Below are 14,306 nucleotides of genomic sequence, written 5' to 3' on the forward strand. Positions count from 1 at the left end.
GTCAAGCGGGCAGGCGGCGGTCCACCCACCTCCACAGGAGTTCCAGGGTGGCCGCCGCCACCACCGCGATGCCGACCGCGATCCACGGCATCGTCATCCCGACCAGCTTCAGCGCGAAGAAGTGCTGCAGCCACGGCACGACCAGGACGAGCAGGAACGTGCCGGCCATCGAGGCGACCAGCGCGACGCGCCACCAGGTGTAGGGGCGGGCGATGATCGCCAGGACCCATATCGAGATGAGGAACAATGTGAGCGTCGCGGCACTGGTCTCCGCGTCCAGCGCGCCCGCCCCGGTGTAGTGCCCCCGGGCGGCGAGGTACGTCGCGAAGGTCGCCACCGCGGCCACGACCCCGCCCGGGATCGCGTACCGCATGACCCGCCGTACGAAGTTCGGCTTCGCGCGCTCCTTGTTGGGCGCGAGCGCCAGGAAGAACGCCGGGACGCCGATGGTCAGCGTGGAGAGCAGCGTCAGGTGGCGGGGCAGGAACGGGTACTCCACCTGCGAGCACACCACCAGGACGGCCAGCAGCACCGAGTAGACCGTCTTGACGAGGAACAGGGTCGCCACGCGCGTGATGTTGCCGATGACCCGGCGGCCCTCGGCGACCACCGACGGCAGCGTGGCGAAGCTGTTGTTCAGCAGCACGATCTGCGCGACCGCCCGGGTCGCCTCCGAGCCGGAGCCCATCGCGACGCCGATGTCGGCGTCCTTCAGGGCGAGCACGTCGTTCACCCCGTCACCGGTCATCGCGACGGTGTGCCCGCGGGACTGGAGCGCGCCCACCATGTTCCGCTTCTGCTGCGGTGTGACTCGCCCGAACACCGTGCCGTCGTCGAGGGCGTCGGCCATCTCGTCCTGATCGGCGGGCAGCCGCCGCGCGTCCACGGTGGCCCCGGACAGCCCCAGCTTGGCGGCGACCGCCCCGACCGACACGGCGTTGTCACCGGAGATGACCTTCGCCTGGACGTTCTGGTCGGCGAAATAGCGCAGCGTGTCGGCCGCGTCCGGCCGCAGCCGCTGCTCCAGTACGACCAGGGCGGTGGGCTCCGCGCCCTTCGTCACCTCGGGATCGTCGAAGTCCCGCGCCACCCGGACGAGCAGCAGCACCCGCAGACCCTGCTCGTTCAGCCGCCCGGTCTCGGCCAGGGCCGGGTCGTCGTCGGGCAGCAGCACGTCGGGCGCGCCCAGCAGCCACCTGCCGGCCTGCCCGTCGTCCTCGCTGAACGCGGCGCCGCTGTACTTGCGGGCGGAGGAGAACGGCAGCGCCTCGGTGCAGCGCCAGCCCTCGACGGCCGGGTAGGCGTCGATGATCGCCTTCAGGGAGGCGTTCGGCCGCGGGTCCGACTCACCGAGGGCGCCGAGGACCTTCCGTACGTACGTCTCGTCGGCGCCCTGCAGGGGCCGCAGCTCGGTGACGTCCATGCCGCCCTCGGTGAGGGTGCCGGTCTTGTCGAGGCAGACGGTGTCGACGCGGGCGAGGCCCTCGATCGCGGGCAGCTCCTGCACCAGGCACTGTTTGCGGCCGAGGCGGATGACGCCGATGGCGAAGGCGACGGACGTGAGCAGGACCAGGCCCTCGGGGACCATCGGGACGATGCCGCCGACCGTGCGGGCGACGGAGTCGTCGAAGGCGTTCTCCTTCACGAACAGCTGGCTGATGATCAGGCCGATCGCGGTCGGGACCATCATCCAGGTGACGTACTTCAGGATCGTGGAGATGCCCGACCGCAGCTCGGACTGGACGAGCGTGAACCGCGACGCCTCCTCGGCGAGCTGCGCGGCGTACGCCTCTCGCCCGACCTTCGTGGCCTGGAACGCCCCGCCGCCCGCGACCACGAAGCTGCCCGACATCACCTGATCGCCGGGGTGTTTGACGACCGGGTCGGCCTCGCCGGTGAGCAGCGACTCGTCGATCTCCAGCCCGTCGGCCTCGGCACAGACACCGTCGACGACGACCTTGTCGCCCGGCCCGATCTCGATCAGGTCGTCGAGGACGATCTCGGACGTGCTGACCTGCCCGGCGGCGCCGTCCCGGCGCACGGTCGGCCGCACCTCGCCGATCAGCGCGAGCGAGTCCAGCGTCTTCTTCGCCCGCCACTCCTGGACGATCCCGATGCCGGTGTTGGCGAGGATCACGAAACCGAACAGGCTGTCCTGGATCGGCGCGACGACCAGCATGATCAGCCACAGCACGCCGATGATCGCGTTGAAGCGGGTGAAGACGTTCGCGCGGACGATGTCGACGGTGGACCGGCTGCTGCGTACCGGGACGTCGTTGACCTGGCCGCGCTCCACCCGCTCGGCGACCTGAGCGCTGGTCAGTCCGGTCTCGCGTGAGGTGACCGTCGCCGGCCGCGCGGAGTCGAGCCGGGCACCCGCGTCGAGATGCGTCATGCCTTCGACGGTACGTGCGGTTTTGCCGGTTCACCTGCCGAATGCGAGGAAGATCCGACCCGGGGAGGACCGACTTCATGCCGTGGTCGTACGGCAGTTGTCCGCCGTCGGACCCCGGTGCCGCCCCTGCCCGGTGTCAGCCGGCCCGGCGGGCGGTGAACAGCAGGTACTCCCACTCCAGGACCGTCCCGCCCGGCCCCGTTCCCAGGTCGCCGTCGCGGGCGAGGGCCACCAGGTCGCGGTCCAGGGCGGCGGCGCGGTCGGGCTCGCCGGCGATGTTCTTGTAGACGGAGATGGTCGGGCCGTAGCGCTCCTTGAAGTAGTCGCGGAACGCCTCGGGCGTCTCGAAGCGGTCGATCCTGACCGTGCGGCGCTCGGCGCTGACGTCCGTGACCCGGTCGCCGAAGAGGGTGCGCACATGCTCCTCGTCCCCCCACAGCGGGGGCGGCTGGGCGCCCGGCGGGGGCGGGGGCGCGTAGGGCTTCATCACGGCGAACATCCGGCCGATGAACCCCTGGGGCGTCCAGCTCAGCAGCCCGATGGTGCCGCCCGGTCGGCAGACCCGGACGAGTTCGTCGGCGGCCTGCTGGTGGTGCGGGGCGAACATGACGCCGACGCAGGACAGCACGGTGTCGAATTCCGCGTCATCGAAGGGCAGGGCCTCGGCGTCGGCCTCCTGCCAGGTGAGCCGCGCGTCCTGCTTCTCGGCCACCCGCCGGCCGGCCTCGAACAGCTCGGGGGTCAGGTCGGAGGCGATGACGTCCGCACCGGCCAGGGCCGCGGGGATCGCGGCGTTGCCGGAGCCGGCGCCGACGTCCAGCACGCGCAGGCCGGGGCGCACCCCGCACGCCTCGACCAGGACCGGTCCCAGCTCGGGGATGACCTCGGCGGCCAGGGAGGGGTAGTCGCCCTGGGCCCACATCGCCCGGTGCTTGGCCTTCAGCGCCCGGTCGGCCTCGACCGCGTCGTTCCGCATCGTCATGGCTGCGCTCCTCACCGGTCGGGCGGCGGTGACGCGCGACGGGTTCCGAGCGTTTCGCCGCCTCCCTCGAGCGTAGGGACGGGGCGGGGCGGTGTCTCGCCGGGCGCGGCACCTCAGGGGGCGGAGCCGGTGGCCGTGGGGTCCGACGCGGCGGCGGCCCGCTTGAGCGCGGCATCGCGCCTGCGGACGTACCAGATGCCGATGAAGCCGAGCCCGCCGCCGGCCAGGCAGGTCCACAGCCACCACGTGTGGCCGTGGTCGTCGAACCAGCCGTAGAAGGGGAGCTGGACCAGGAAGAGGACGAACCACGCAATCGTGCCGCCGGTGATGGTGGCGACCACGGGGCCCTCCAGGGGCTCCGGCGCCTCGTGTCGGGGGGTCCACTTCGCCATGGGGACAGCTTACGAGGCGATCGGGTCTACGCGCGGAGATGTGCGATCGGGACCTTATATGTTCATACTGAAACGGTTTGTGTCTGACCGCTTCTCTTCGTAGGAAACACCAAACACATGTCCTCCTCGGCTCCCGCCAAGGTCCCCGCCCCTGAACAGCCGGGAGCCGGGCCCACGTACGGCGCGCTTGACCGCTTCTTCCGGATCTCCGAGCGGGGCAGCACGCTGTCCCGCGAGGTCCGGGGCGGTCTCGCCACCTTCTTCGCGATGGCCTACATCATCGTGCTGAACCCGATCATCCTCGGCAGCGCGAAGGACATGTACGGTCACCAGCTCGACAACGGTCAGCTGGTCACCGCGACGGCCCTCACCGCAGCGCTCACCACCCTCCTCATGGGCGTCATCGGCAACGTCCCGATCGCGCTCGCCGCCGGCCTCGGCGTGAACTCGGTCGTCGCCCTCCAGCTCGCTCCGCGCATGTCCTGGCCGGACGCGATGGGCATGGTGGTCCTCGCCGGCTTCGTGGTGATGCTGCTGGTCGCCACGGGCCTGCGCGAGCGCGTCATGAACGCCGTGCCCTACGGGCTGCGCAAGGCCATCTCCATCGGCATCGGCCTGTTCATCATGCTGATCGGGCTGGTGGACGCGGGCTTCGTCTCCCGGATCCCGGACGTCGCCCAGACCACCGTCCCGCTGCAGCTCGGCGGCACCGGCCACCTCAACGGCTGGCCGGTGCTGGTGTTCGTCCTGGGTGTGCTGCTCACGCTCGCCCTGATCGTGCGCAAGGTCTCCGGCGCGATCCTGATCTCGATCGTCGCCATGACCGTCGTGGCCGTGGTCATCGAGGCCGTGGCCAAGGTGCCGAGCTGGGGTCTGACCACCCCGAAGTGGCCCGGCAACCCGGTCGCCGCCCCCGACTTCGGGCTGGTCGGCCAGGTCAGCCTGTTCGGCGGCTTCGACAAGGTCGGCGTGCTGACCGGGGTGCTGTTCGTCTTCACCGTGCTGCTGTCGTGCTTCTTCGACGCGATGGGCACGATCATGGGCGTCTCCGACGAGGCGAAGCTGACCGACGCGCAGGGCCAGATGCCCGGCATCAACAAGGTGCTGTTCGTCGACGGCCTCGCGGTCGCCGCCGGCGGTGCCAGTTCCTCCTCGGCGACCACCGCCTTCGTCGAGTCCACGGCCGGTGTCGGCGAGGGTGCGCGCACCGGCCTCGCGAACGTCGTCACCGGCGGTCTCTTCGCCGCTGCCCTCTTCCTGACGCCGGTCGCCACGATGGTGCCCTCCCAGGCGGCCACCCCGGCCCTGGTCGCGGTCGGCTTCCTGATCCTGGCCGGCTCGGTCAGGGAGATCGACTGGGCGGACCACACGATCGCCATCCCGGCCTTCGTGACGATGCTGATGATGCCGTTCACGTACTCGATCACCAACGGCATCGGCATGGGCTTCATCACCTTCGTGGTGCTGCGCCTGGCGGCCGGACGGGGCCGGGAAGTGCCGACGGCGATGTACGCGGTGGCGGCGGTGTTCGGCTTCTACTACCTGATGCCGGCGCTGGGCCTGACCTGATCCTCGTCGCCGGAGTCGGGCGCCCCGTAGAACCTCTCCGTCTCCTCGACGGCGGTCTGGAACCGTTCGTCGAAGTCATCTCGGATGAGCGTCCGGACGACATAGTCCTGGACGCTCATTCCTCTTTTCGCGGCATGGTGCCGGAGCCGTTCGAGCAGGACGTGGTCTATTCGCAGGCTGAGCACGCTGGTCCCCATGACCATGAGGGTCGCGGCAGCATTCGGTGCGGTGTGTCGCGTTCCGCCACCGGATCACTCATATGAGTGACGTCACGGTTCAGTGGCGGGCGTCACGGAACCTTCCGGTGTGTCCCGACTGGTCCTTAGCGAGAGTAATGAGTTACGCTAAAGAACATGCCGGACCTCAACCATGGCGACGATGTGGCCGCCGTGAACTCCCTCCGCTCCGCCGTGATGCGGCTGTCCCGTCGGCTCAAGCACCAGCGGGTCGACGAGTCGCTCAGCCCGACCGAGATGTCGGTGCTCGGCACCCTGTCTCTCTGCGGCCGGGCCACCCCGGGCGAACTCGCCCGCAAGGAGCACGTCCAGCCGCCGTCGATGACCCGCATCGTGGCGCTGCTGGAGGCCAAGGGGCTGGTCCGGCTGGAGCCGCACCCCGAGGACCGGCGCCAGAAGGTCGTCACGCGCACCGAGCAGGCCGAAGCGATGCTCGAGGAGAGCCGCGCCAAGCGGAACGCGTTCCTGGCCTCGCTGGTGGAGAACCTCGACGAGGACGAGTGGGCGAAACTGCGCGCCGCCGCCCCCGTGCTGGAGAAGCTCGCGCATCTGTAAGCCGTACGTCGCCGCGAGTGAGCCTTAGGGCCCGCGCCGATGTCGAGGGGCCGAGCGTGCAACGGCCCGCAGGGGTGAGCACGGTCGGCCCCTCGACATCGGCTCCGGCGTCCCGAAGGCGAACGAGCAATGAAAGAGGAGGCGAACCCTTTGAGTTCGGGACCCGGAACAGCTTCCGCCCCCGCACCTGACCCCCACGACTCCCCGCCCACCTCCGACGCACCCACCTCCGACGCACCCGCCTCCGATGGCGCCCGGCCGACCCGCAAGTCGTCGATGTTCTCCTCCCTGAGGGTGCGGAATTACCGCCTGTTCTTCATGGGGCAGGTCGTCTCCAACATCGGCACCTGGATGCAGCGCATCGCCCAGGACTGGCTGGTGCTCAGCCTCACCGGCTCCTCCGCCGCCGTCGGCATCACGACCGCGCTGCAGTTCCTGCCGATGCTGCTCTTCGGCCTCTACGGCGGTGTCCTGGTCGACCGGCTGCGCAAGCGGCCCGCGCTGCTGGTGACGCAGTCGTCGATGGCGCTCACGGCGATCGCCCTGGCCGTCCTCACACTCACCGGACATGTCCAGCTGTGGCACGTGTACGTCGCCGCCTTCGTGGTAGGTCTCGCCACGGTCGTCGACAACCCGGCCCGGCAGTCCTTCGTCTCCGAGCTGGTCGGCCCTGGCCAGCTGCAGAACGCGGTCAGCCTGAACTCGGCGAACTTCCAGTCCGCCCGCCTGGTAGGCCCGGCCGTCGCGGGCCTACTGATCACCGGCGTCGGCACCGGCTACGCCTTCCTCTTCAACGGCCTGTCCTTCATCGCGCCGCTCACCGGCCTGCTGCTGATGCGCGCCCGCGAGCTGCACGTCGTCGAGCGCACCCCGCGCGGCAAGGGGCAGCTGCGGGAGGGCGTGCGCTACGTCACCGGACGCCCCGAGCTGATCTGGCCGATCGTGCTGGTCGGCTTCGTCGGCACGTTCGCCTTCAACTTCCCCGTCTACCTCTCGGCCTTCGCGGACGACGTGTTCCACGCGGGCGCGGGCGCCTACAGCATGTTCAACACGCTGATGGCGGTCGGCTCGGTCGCGGGCGCGCTGCTCGCGGCGCGGCGCGGCACGGCCCGGCTGCGGCTGCTGATCGTGGCGGCCATGGCCTTCGGCGCCCTGGAGATCCTGGCGGCGACGACCCCGGCCCTGTGGATGTTCGCGCTGCTCATGGTCCCGCTGGGTCTGTTCGGCATGACGGTCAACGTCACCACCAACACCAGCATCCAGATGGCCACCGACCCGGCCATGCGCGGACGGGTCATGGCCCTCTACATGATGATCTTCCTCGGCGGCTCCCCGGTCGGCGCCCCGATCGTCGGCTGGATCACGGACACGTACGGGGCGCGGGCCGGCCTCGCGACCGGCGGCGCGGTGGCGGCGATCGCCGCGGCCGTGATCGGCCTGATCCTGGCCCGGGTCGGCAACCTCCGCCTGTCGGTGGGCTGGCACCACGGGCATCCGAAGGTGCGGTTCGTGCCGCGGGAGCAGCGGGAGGAACTGGCCCCGGCGGCGTAGCGGGGTTCAGCCGCGGCGAAACCCGCCGGTCTTCAGGACGAGCCCGACGACGGTGCCGGTCGTGCGAGGACGGTCATCGTGGCGCTCCTCCCCGGCCGCTCCCCGTGACCGGACTCGGCCGCGCAGTACAACGGTACGCACGGTGACCGGGACACACCCTGGTCCCCTCATGGTGCCAGGCTGGACCCATGAGACTCTTCGCCGCCGTACTGCCCCCAGACGAGGTGCGTCGTGAACTCGCTTCCCTGGTCGACGAGTTGCGCGAACTGCCCGGGGCCGACGGGATGCGCTGGACCGGGCGCCCCGGCTGGCACTTCACGCTCGCCTTCTACGGTGAGGTCGACGACGGCCTGGTCCCCGGGCTGTCGGCCCGGCTGGAGCGCGCCGCGCACCGTACCGATCCGTTCTCGCTGGCCGTGCGCGGCGGGGGCCAGTTCGGTCACGGCAAGGCGCTGTGGGCCGGGGCCGAAGGTGATCTGGCGACCCTGCGGCTGCTGGCCGAGCGGGCGGAGGCGGCGGCGCGGAAGGCGGGGGTGCCGATGGGGGAGCACCGCCGGTACAAGGCCCACCTGACGGTGGCGCGGAGCCGCGAGGCGCGGGACGTGCGGGCGTATCTGGACGCCCTGGCCGGATTCACGGGCCGGACCTGGACGGTGGACGAGCTGGCGCTGGTGCGGAGCGATCTCCCGGTGTCGGGGGTGGCGGGGGAGCAGCCCCGGTACGAGGCGGTCGGTCGGTGGGCGCTCGGCGGCGCCGGTTAGGCTCGGTGCCGTGGACCCGAAAACCCGTAACCGGATCATGGCCGGTGTGCTCGTGCTGATGTTCCTCGTCGTCGCCTTGGCCGCCGCACTCGGCAGGTAGGGGCGGGGGGACTGCCCGCTGCTGTCCGGCTGCCGGCCGGTGGGGGCCAGTCGCTCCCCCACGTTCTCGGCTTCGCTCGAACAGGGGGACCCCCTCGTGGCACAGCCGCACCTCGACACAGCCCCCCGCCCCCTTCAGGGCGTCACCAGGCGAAGGCCTCCGGGGACGGACCCGGCCCCGGGAAGATCTCGTCCAGGCCGGTCAGGAGCTCATCGGACAGCTCCAGCTCGGCGGCGCGGACCGCGGAGGCGAGCTGCTCGGCGGTGCGCGGGCCGACGATCGGGCCGGTCACGCCGGGGCGGGTGAGCAGCCAGGCCAGGGCGGCCTCGCCGGGCTCGACGCCGTGCTTGTCGAGCAGATCCTCGTAGGACTGGATCTGCGCGCGGGTGTCGGCGTCGGCGAGCGCGTCGGCCGCGCGGCCCGAGGCGCGGCGCTTGCCCTCGACCTCCTTCTTGAGGACACCGCCCAGCAGACCGCCGTGCAGCGGCGACCACGGGATGACGCCGAGCCCGTACTCCTGCGCGGCCGGGACGACCTCCATCTCGGCGCGCCGCTCGGCGAGGTTGTACAGGCACTGCTCGCTGACCAGCCCGATGGTCCCGCCGCGCCGGGCGGCGATCTCGTTGGCCTGGGCGATCTTGTAGCCGGGGAAGTTCGACGACCCGACGTAGAGGATCTTGCCCTGCTGGACCAGGACGTCGATCGCCTGCCAGATCTCCTCGAAGGGCGTGTCCCGGTCGACGTGGTGGAACTGGTAGACGTCGATGTAGTCGGTCTGCAGGCGCTTCAGGCTGGCGTCGACCGCGCGCCGGATGTTGAGCGCGGAGAGCTTGTCGTGGTTCGGCCAGGCCGGGCCGTCGGCGCCCATGTTGCCGTACACCTTCGTGGCGAGGACGACCTTGTCGCGCCGTCCCTCGCCCTTGGCGAACCAGTTGCCGATGATGCTTTCGGTGCGGCCCTTGTTCTCGCCCCAGCCGTAGACGTTGGCCGTGTCGAAGAAGTTGATGCCCGCGTCCAGCGCCGCGTCCATGATGGCGTGGCTGTCGGCCTCGTCGGTCTGCGGGCCGAAGTTCATGGTGCCGAGGACGAGCCGGCTGACCTTGAGTCCCGTGCGTCCGAGCTGCGTGTACTTCATGGTGTCCAAGCCAACGTCTTGAAGTGCGCTCCAGGCAAGCACGAACCCCGAGTGAGCGCGCTCACGTTCTCCATGCGGCCGTCCGGGCCGCCCGCCACGATCGACCGGAACCGCGGGGACGCGCACGGCGGGGGCGCGGCCGCCTTCGAGGTGACGCCGAAGGCGTTCTCGGACTTCGTCGAGGCAGCGGCCCGCGGCTCGCTCTGGCGCATACAGCGGCACAAAAACAGGGAGGCGCCCGGCCGGGAACTCCGGCCGGGCGCCTCCACTGCTTCCCCTGGCGGGAGCTAGTTCTCCGAGGCGAACGCCATCTCGCGGGCGGCCGTCTCCGTGCCGTCCGCGAGGGTGGCCGTCACGCGGTAGTACGTGGTCGTTCCCTTGGGCCGGGCGGTGTCCACGTACGACCAAGTGGCGCTGTCACCGCGCGTCTGGACGTCAACCTTGTCGAAGACGTGGGTCGACCGGTTCCAGCGGTAGACGGTGAAGCCGGTCACTTTGCTGCCGTTGGCGCCCGTGTCGCTGCCCAGCCACCAGGCGACCCAGCCGTTCACGTCGCCGTAGAGGTGGCCGATCGGGGTGTCGCCCACGGCGGGGCCCGCGTCGGCGTCGGGGCGCAGGTCGAGCTCGGTGACGTCCTGGACGGGGGCCCCGGTCTCGACGGTGAGCTGGTTGCCGTACTGGTCGACGGCGATGACGCTGTAGCGGAACTGCTCACCGTCGGCGGCCATACGGTCGAGGTGGTGGGTCTCCGTGAACTCCTTGGGCTTGAGGGTCCAGGCGTCGATGAGCGGCTTGTGGACCCACTCGCCGTCGACGAGGGTGCCCCGGATGATGCGGTAGTGGTCGAGACCGGGGTCGTCACTGGCGTCCCAGCTCAGCGAGACGCCGTTCTCCCGGGCGGTGGCGGTCAGGCCCGTCACCGGGGGCGGCGGGGTGCTGTTCCCCGCGACGGCGACCGGCATCTCGACCGAGGGAGGGCCCCCGTTCCCCGCGTCGTCCACGGCCACGACCGTGTAGTAGTACGTGGCGCCCGGCGGCGGGGCCGCGTCCGTGAAGGACGTGCCCTGGATGTCCTTGGCGACCTGCACGACCGTGCGCCCGCTCTCCGTGCGCGGCTTGTTGTAGCGCAGGACCGTGTACCCGACGAAGTCCTCGCTGGTGACCTCCGACTTGTCCCAGGTCAGCGTGACCCCGCGCTCGTCCTCGACCGCCGTCGCGTTGTGCGCGGTGTCCACGGGGCCCGTCTTGTCCCGCGTGTAGAACTCCGCCGTGCCGGAAGCCGCCGACTCGTTGCCGTGCGTGTCGACCGCCGTGACGACGTAGTAGTACGTGTCCCCGGTCTGCGGCAGCGGCTGCTCGAACCAGGTGCCGGTGAGCGGACTGTCGCCGTTCTGCCGGTTCGCCGCGGTGAGTGCGACCGGCCTGCCGGTGGTGGAGCGGTACACGTTGTACCCGGCGAGGTCCGCCTCGGTGTTCGCGTACCAGGAGAGGCCGACCTTCTCGGAGTAGTCGGGCTTCCAGTCGCCGTCGAGCCCCGTCGGCGCCGCGGGAGCGCTCTTGTCGACGGTGGTGACGGACTTGTCCGCCGTACCCGCGGACTCGTTGCCCGCCTTGTCGTAGGCGCGGACCTCGTAGTAGTAGACCGCGCCGTTCTTCGGCAGCGTGGTGTCCGTGTACGAGGTGGAGGTCGTCGTGGCCAGCGGCTTGGTGCCGTACGAGGTGCCCTGGAGCCGGCGGTACACGCGGTAGCCCGCGAGGTCCATCTCCTTGTTGGCCGTCCATCTGAAGTTGGCCTGGTACGAGGAGTCGTACGTGAGGGAGGTGCCGGTGGGCACGAGGGGCTTGACCGTGTCGACGGTGGCGGACGTGCGGGGCAGGTAGTCCGCCTTGACGTTCGCGGCGCCCGTCCAGTTGACGAAGTCGAAGCGGAGGGTGTGCGTCCCGGACGGGATGGTGATGTTGACGGTCTTCGTCTGGGTCGTCGAGACGTTCTTCCAGATGTCGACCTTGCGCGTGCCGTCGAGGTAGACACGCAGGCCGTCGCGGGTCGCGACGGGGATCGAGAACGGACCGCCGGAGCCGAAGTCCCGGGTGACCGTCCAGCGCACGCCGAAGTAGTTGCTGGGCAGCCCGGCGGCGGGGGCGCCGGTGCCCCAGTTCTGATCGATCTTCGAATCGCAGTCGGTCTTCTTCGGCGTACCGGAGAAGGTCGTGTTCGCGTAGAACTGCCGTTTGAAGACGGGCGACTTACAGGTCACGGTCGCCGTGGCGGCACCGGCGGCGGACGTGCATGTGAGCAGGGCCCCGGTCGTCGCGAGGACGGTGGTCGCGGCGAGGGCGGACGCACGAGTGGCTCGGTTCATGCCTTCCTTCGTTCTGGGTCGGCGGTGGGAAGACGGTGTCTTCCCACCGCCGACCCAGACCTTCGGGAAGGGCGGGTGGTTGTGCGGGTTTCGGGTGTGGCGTCCCGCACATATGACGTGGGGGCGGGTGTCGTGTCCGTACGGGTACGCCATAGGCCGCCGTACAAGGGCTGGGTGAGGCCGGCGACCCGCTGCCGCACGGGGACCGTCATCCTGTGCGGGGCTGGGGCCCCGTCCACTCCTGCCGGGGCGCACGGGAAGAGTGCGCGTGCCACGGGCGCGTGCGCCCCGTTCACACGGGGTGCGTGAGGGTGCCCTCGGGCCCGCGTGGCAGTGCCCGCTCGATCACCCACCTCGTGCCGGCCTGGATTGGGGCGGACACGCCCTTGCGGGCGATCTCGCCGGTGAAGCCGAGTTCTGCCAGTGCACAACAGGTCTTGTCGCTGTCGTAGCCGCGGTCCAGGTTGACGTTTACCTGCTCGGGCGGCGGCCCAACCTGGGTCTCGCGGCTTCCAGGGTCGGCACCAGCAGGGGGCGAGTCGTGCCGGTTGGCCCCGGCTGAGACCAGGCCGAGTGGGACGCCGCGGGCCTCGGAGGCCACCGAGCGCTTCAGGCCCTGCTTGCCCCGGTCCACCGGGGAGCGTCCGGCGGCCTCGCCGCCGCTGGGCGCCTTGGTGATGCAGCCGTCCACGGACAGCTCGCCGAGCTCCAGGCCGATCATGCGGTCGTACGCCCGCAGCGCTAGTGGTTGCGGGTCCTTCGAACTCAACCAGACTGGCGTCACGATCAGCCGCCGGTCGACCACCCGCCGCAGCCCTCGATCGACGTGTCACCAACGTCATGGCCTCATACAGCTAGTGCGTGGACCTGCGCGGATATCCCCAGCTCAGCTCAGTATGTGAGGCGCCGTCGGATGGTGCGGTCCGAACAGCCGGGCCCGGCGTGCGCTCGTAGCCGCTCCCGTGCACCAGGGCGGCGATCATGTGCTCGAACACGATCCGGTCGGGGATGCGCGGGTTGTGGCAGCCCAGCGGGTGGGTGTCCACGTGCTCGGGCAGCAGCACCGCGAATTGGTCCGACAGGGGGTCGAGCAGGCACGAGGGCAGAACAGGCACGAGCCCTCCGGTGATCACTGAGCGTAGAGAGCTCCATGATCACCGAAGCTCGTGCCTGCTCTTCGTTCGGGGCACCCTCCGACCCTCGGTGCACGCCTACTGCCGGTCGCCCTTATGCGCATGAACGGGCGAGTGGGGTGCGGCGGCCGCCGGGTCGTCGGCCTGCTGACGTGGGTTTCTGACGAACCGTCGTCAGCCACGGGGAACTCGTCGGTCTCGACGGTGAGGCCGAGGTCCGTGACGGTGCGGCCGGCGCCCCCGCCGAAGACGACCGTGGTCTTCGTGAGGCAGCCGCCGTCCTTGGGCCGGGCGTACAGGGGGCACGCCCTGGTACGGGTCGGAGATGAGGTGGACGGGGACTTCGGCGAGGCGTAGGCGTCACTCCTCGTAGGGTGCGCCCAGGTCCCAGGCCTGGTACATCGCCTCCGCGAAGGCAGCCGCGATCTTGTGCTCGCCGTGGGCGTTGGGGTGGGTGCCGTCGTAGGTGTCGGCGGAGACGTCGTACGACGGCGGGGGCGAGGCCAGGAGGATGGGCGAGCCGGGCTCGTCGAGGTCGGCGGCCGTCTTCGCCAGCAGTTCGTTGAAGCGGGTGACGTCGGTGGCGAAGGCCGCGTCCGTCTCGGCCCGTACGTTCGGGGTCACCGGCAACCACACCATCCGCACCCGCCGGTTCGCCGCCCGCGCCTCGGCCGTGAAGGCCCGGACGTTCTCGGCGGTCTGCTCCGCGTTCGTGTAGAAGCCCAGGTCGATCAGGCCGAGGGAGACCAGGAGCACGTCAGCGCGGTACGACCGCACCGCCTCGCCGATCAGCGGCGCCATGTGCTGCCAGCCCTCGCCCCAGCCGGCCAGGTGGGCGCGCGGGAAGTCCGGTTCGGCGTACGCGTGCGACGTCGGGGCCTCGTCGAGCTTGTCGTAGAGCGTCTCGCGGGGGCCGACGAGGGTGAAGGGGCCGCCGTAGGAACGGCACAGGTGCTGCCACAGCCGGTAGCGCCACGTGTGTTCGCCCGTGCTTCCGATCGTCATGGAGTCACCGACGGGCATGAACCTGAGCATCCGCTCATCATGAACGATCAGCGCGCCGGACGGGGTGTGAGTCGGGCCACGAAGGTCGCCGGGCACCGCCAGTGACCCGTCACTCCTGGTGAACCGTCG

General features: G+C 70.5%; 12 protein-coding genes and 2 pseudogenes. 5 read left to right on the forward strand and 9 right to left on the reverse strand.

Annotated features, from left to right (window positions below; translation table 11 throughout):
- Position 1: 1 nt before the first annotated feature.
- The 3 genes from ACWD1U_RS20390 to ACWD1U_RS20400 form a co-directional block, all read right to left on the reverse strand.
- Complete coding sequence (locus ACWD1U_RS20390; RefSeq protein WP_451109273.1) at positions 2 to 2,395, reverse strand: HAD-IC family P-type ATPase; 2,394 nt, start codon at positions 2,393 to 2,395, stop codon at positions 2 to 4.
- Positions 2,396 to 2,531: 136 nt separating this feature from the next.
- Complete coding sequence (locus tag ACWD1U_RS20395) at positions 2,532 to 3,377, reverse strand: class I SAM-dependent methyltransferase (RefSeq protein WP_451109275.1); 846 nt, start codon at positions 3,375 to 3,377, stop codon at positions 2,532 to 2,534.
- Between the two features lie 113 nt (positions 3,378 to 3,490).
- Positions 3,491 to 3,769 (reverse strand): DUF2530 domain-containing protein, encoded by a 279-nt coding sequence (locus ACWD1U_RS20400; protein ID WP_451109276.1) that lies wholly within the window; start codon positions 3,767 to 3,769, stop codon positions 3,491 to 3,493.
- Positions 3,770 to 3,886: 117 nt separating this feature from the next.
- Between ACWD1U_RS20400 and ACWD1U_RS20405 the strand changes: the two genes are divergently transcribed.
- Entirely contained in the window at positions 3,887 to 5,338 is a 1,452-nt protein-coding gene (locus ACWD1U_RS20405) for an NCS2 family permease (protein ID WP_451109278.1), read from the forward strand.
- On the opposite strand, the gene ACWD1U_RS20410 is transcribed toward ACWD1U_RS20405, so the two are convergent.
- A complete protein-coding gene (locus ACWD1U_RS20410) occupies positions 5,308 to 5,535 on the reverse strand; it encodes a ribbon-helix-helix protein, CopG family (RefSeq protein ID WP_451109279.1) in 228 nt (75 codons plus the stop codon). The genes ACWD1U_RS20405 and ACWD1U_RS20410 overlap by 31 nt on opposite strands.
- A 156-nt stretch (positions 5,536 to 5,691) precedes the next feature.
- On the opposite strand from ACWD1U_RS20410, the gene ACWD1U_RS20415 reads away from it, so the two are divergent.
- From ACWD1U_RS20415 to thpR, 3 genes are all read left to right on the forward strand, one after another.
- Entirely contained in the window at positions 5,692 to 6,129 is a 438-nt protein-coding gene (locus ACWD1U_RS20415) for a MarR family winged helix-turn-helix transcriptional regulator (protein ID WP_451109280.1), read from the forward strand.
- Between the two features lie 150 nt (positions 6,130 to 6,279).
- Positions 6,280 to 7,680: an MFS transporter gene (locus ACWD1U_RS20420; RefSeq protein WP_451109282.1), complete on the forward strand. Its 1,401-nt coding sequence runs from the start codon at positions 6,280 to 6,282 to the stop codon at positions 7,678 to 7,680.
- A 188-nt stretch (positions 7,681 to 7,868) separates the two neighbouring features.
- Entirely contained in the window at positions 7,869 to 8,441 is a 573-nt protein-coding gene (gene thpR / locus ACWD1U_RS20425; RefSeq protein WP_451109284.1) for an RNA 2',3'-cyclic phosphodiesterase, read from the forward strand.
- Positions 8,442 to 8,683: 242 nt separating this feature from the next.
- Here the strand turns inward: thpR and ACWD1U_RS20430 are convergent, their stop codons facing one another.
- Complete coding sequence (locus tag ACWD1U_RS20430; protein ID WP_451109424.1) at positions 8,684 to 9,676, reverse strand: aldo/keto reductase; 993 nt, start codon at positions 9,674 to 9,676, stop codon at positions 8,684 to 8,686.
- A 51-nt stretch (positions 9,677 to 9,727) separates the two neighbouring features.
- Here ACWD1U_RS20430 and ACWD1U_RS20435 point away from each other — a divergent pair, with 51 nt between their 5' ends.
- Positions 9,728 to 9,967, forward strand: coding sequence for a hypothetical protein (locus ACWD1U_RS20435; RefSeq protein WP_451109285.1), 240 nt, complete (start codon positions 9,728 to 9,730; stop codon positions 9,965 to 9,967).
- On the opposite strand, the gene ACWD1U_RS20440 is transcribed toward ACWD1U_RS20435, so the two are convergent.
- The 4 genes and pseudogenes from ACWD1U_RS20440 to ACWD1U_RS20455 form a co-directional block, all read right to left on the reverse strand.
- A complete protein-coding gene (locus tag ACWD1U_RS20440) occupies positions 9,964 to 12,039 on the reverse strand; it encodes a PA14 domain-containing protein (protein ID WP_451109287.1) in 2,076 nt (691 codons plus the stop codon). The two genes, ACWD1U_RS20435 and ACWD1U_RS20440, sit on opposite strands and share 4 nt — an antisense overlap.
- Before the next feature lie 334 nt (positions 12,040 to 12,373).
- Positions 12,374 to 12,781: pseudogene (locus tag ACWD1U_RS20445) on the reverse strand (transposase); the annotation flags it as partial.
- 152 nt (positions 12,782 to 12,933) lie between these two features.
- Positions 12,934 to 13,154 (reverse strand): annotated as a pseudogene (locus ACWD1U_RS20450) (IS5/IS1182 family transposase); the annotation flags it as partial.
- Between the two features lie 378 nt (positions 13,155 to 13,532).
- Entirely contained in the window at positions 13,533 to 14,207 is a 675-nt protein-coding gene (locus tag ACWD1U_RS20455) for an SGNH/GDSL hydrolase family protein (RefSeq protein WP_451109289.1), read from the reverse strand.
- Between the last annotated feature and the right edge of the window lie 99 nt (positions 14,208 to 14,306).

The sequence above is a fragment of the Streptomyces sp. NPDC002788 genome (genome assembly GCF_053592115.1).

What these genes read in the sequence shown, in the direction of transcription:
- ACWD1U_RS20390 (WP_451109273.1), bottom strand. Translation starts at nt 2,395, where the DNA reads ATGACGCATCTCGACGCGGGTGCCCGGCTCGACTCCGCGCGGCCGGCG.
- ACWD1U_RS20395 (WP_451109275.1), bottom strand. Translation starts at nt 3,377, where the DNA reads ATGACGATGCGGAACGACGCGGTCGAGGCCGACCGGGCGCTGAAGGCC.
- thpR (WP_451109284.1), top strand. Translation starts at nt 7,869, where the DNA reads ATGAGACTCTTCGCCGCCGTACTGCCCCCAGACGAGGTGCGTCGTGAA.
- ACWD1U_RS20440 (WP_451109287.1), bottom strand. Translation starts at nt 12,039, where the DNA reads ATGAACCGAGCCACTCGTGCGTCCGCCCTCGCCGCGACCACCGTCCTC.
- ACWD1U_RS20415 (WP_451109280.1), top strand. Translation starts at nt 5,692, where the DNA reads ATGCCGGACCTCAACCATGGCGACGATGTGGCCGCCGTGAACTCCCTC.
- ACWD1U_RS20400 (WP_451109276.1), bottom strand. Translation starts at nt 3,769, where the DNA reads ATGGCGAAGTGGACCCCCCGACACGAGGCGCCGGAGCCCCTGGAGGGC.
- ACWD1U_RS20405 (WP_451109278.1), top strand. Translation starts at nt 3,887, where the DNA reads ATGTCCTCCTCGGCTCCCGCCAAGGTCCCCGCCCCTGAACAGCCGGGA.
- ACWD1U_RS20455 (WP_451109289.1), bottom strand. Translation starts at nt 14,207, where the DNA reads ATGCTCAGGTTCATGCCCGTCGGTGACTCCATGACGATCGGAAGCACG.
- ACWD1U_RS20430 (WP_451109424.1), bottom strand. Translation starts at nt 9,676, where the DNA reads ATGAAGTACACGCAGCTCGGACGCACGGGACTCAAGGTCAGCCGGCTC.
- ACWD1U_RS20410 (WP_451109279.1), bottom strand. Translation starts at nt 5,535, where the DNA reads ATGGGGACCAGCGTGCTCAGCCTGCGAATAGACCACGTCCTGCTCGAA.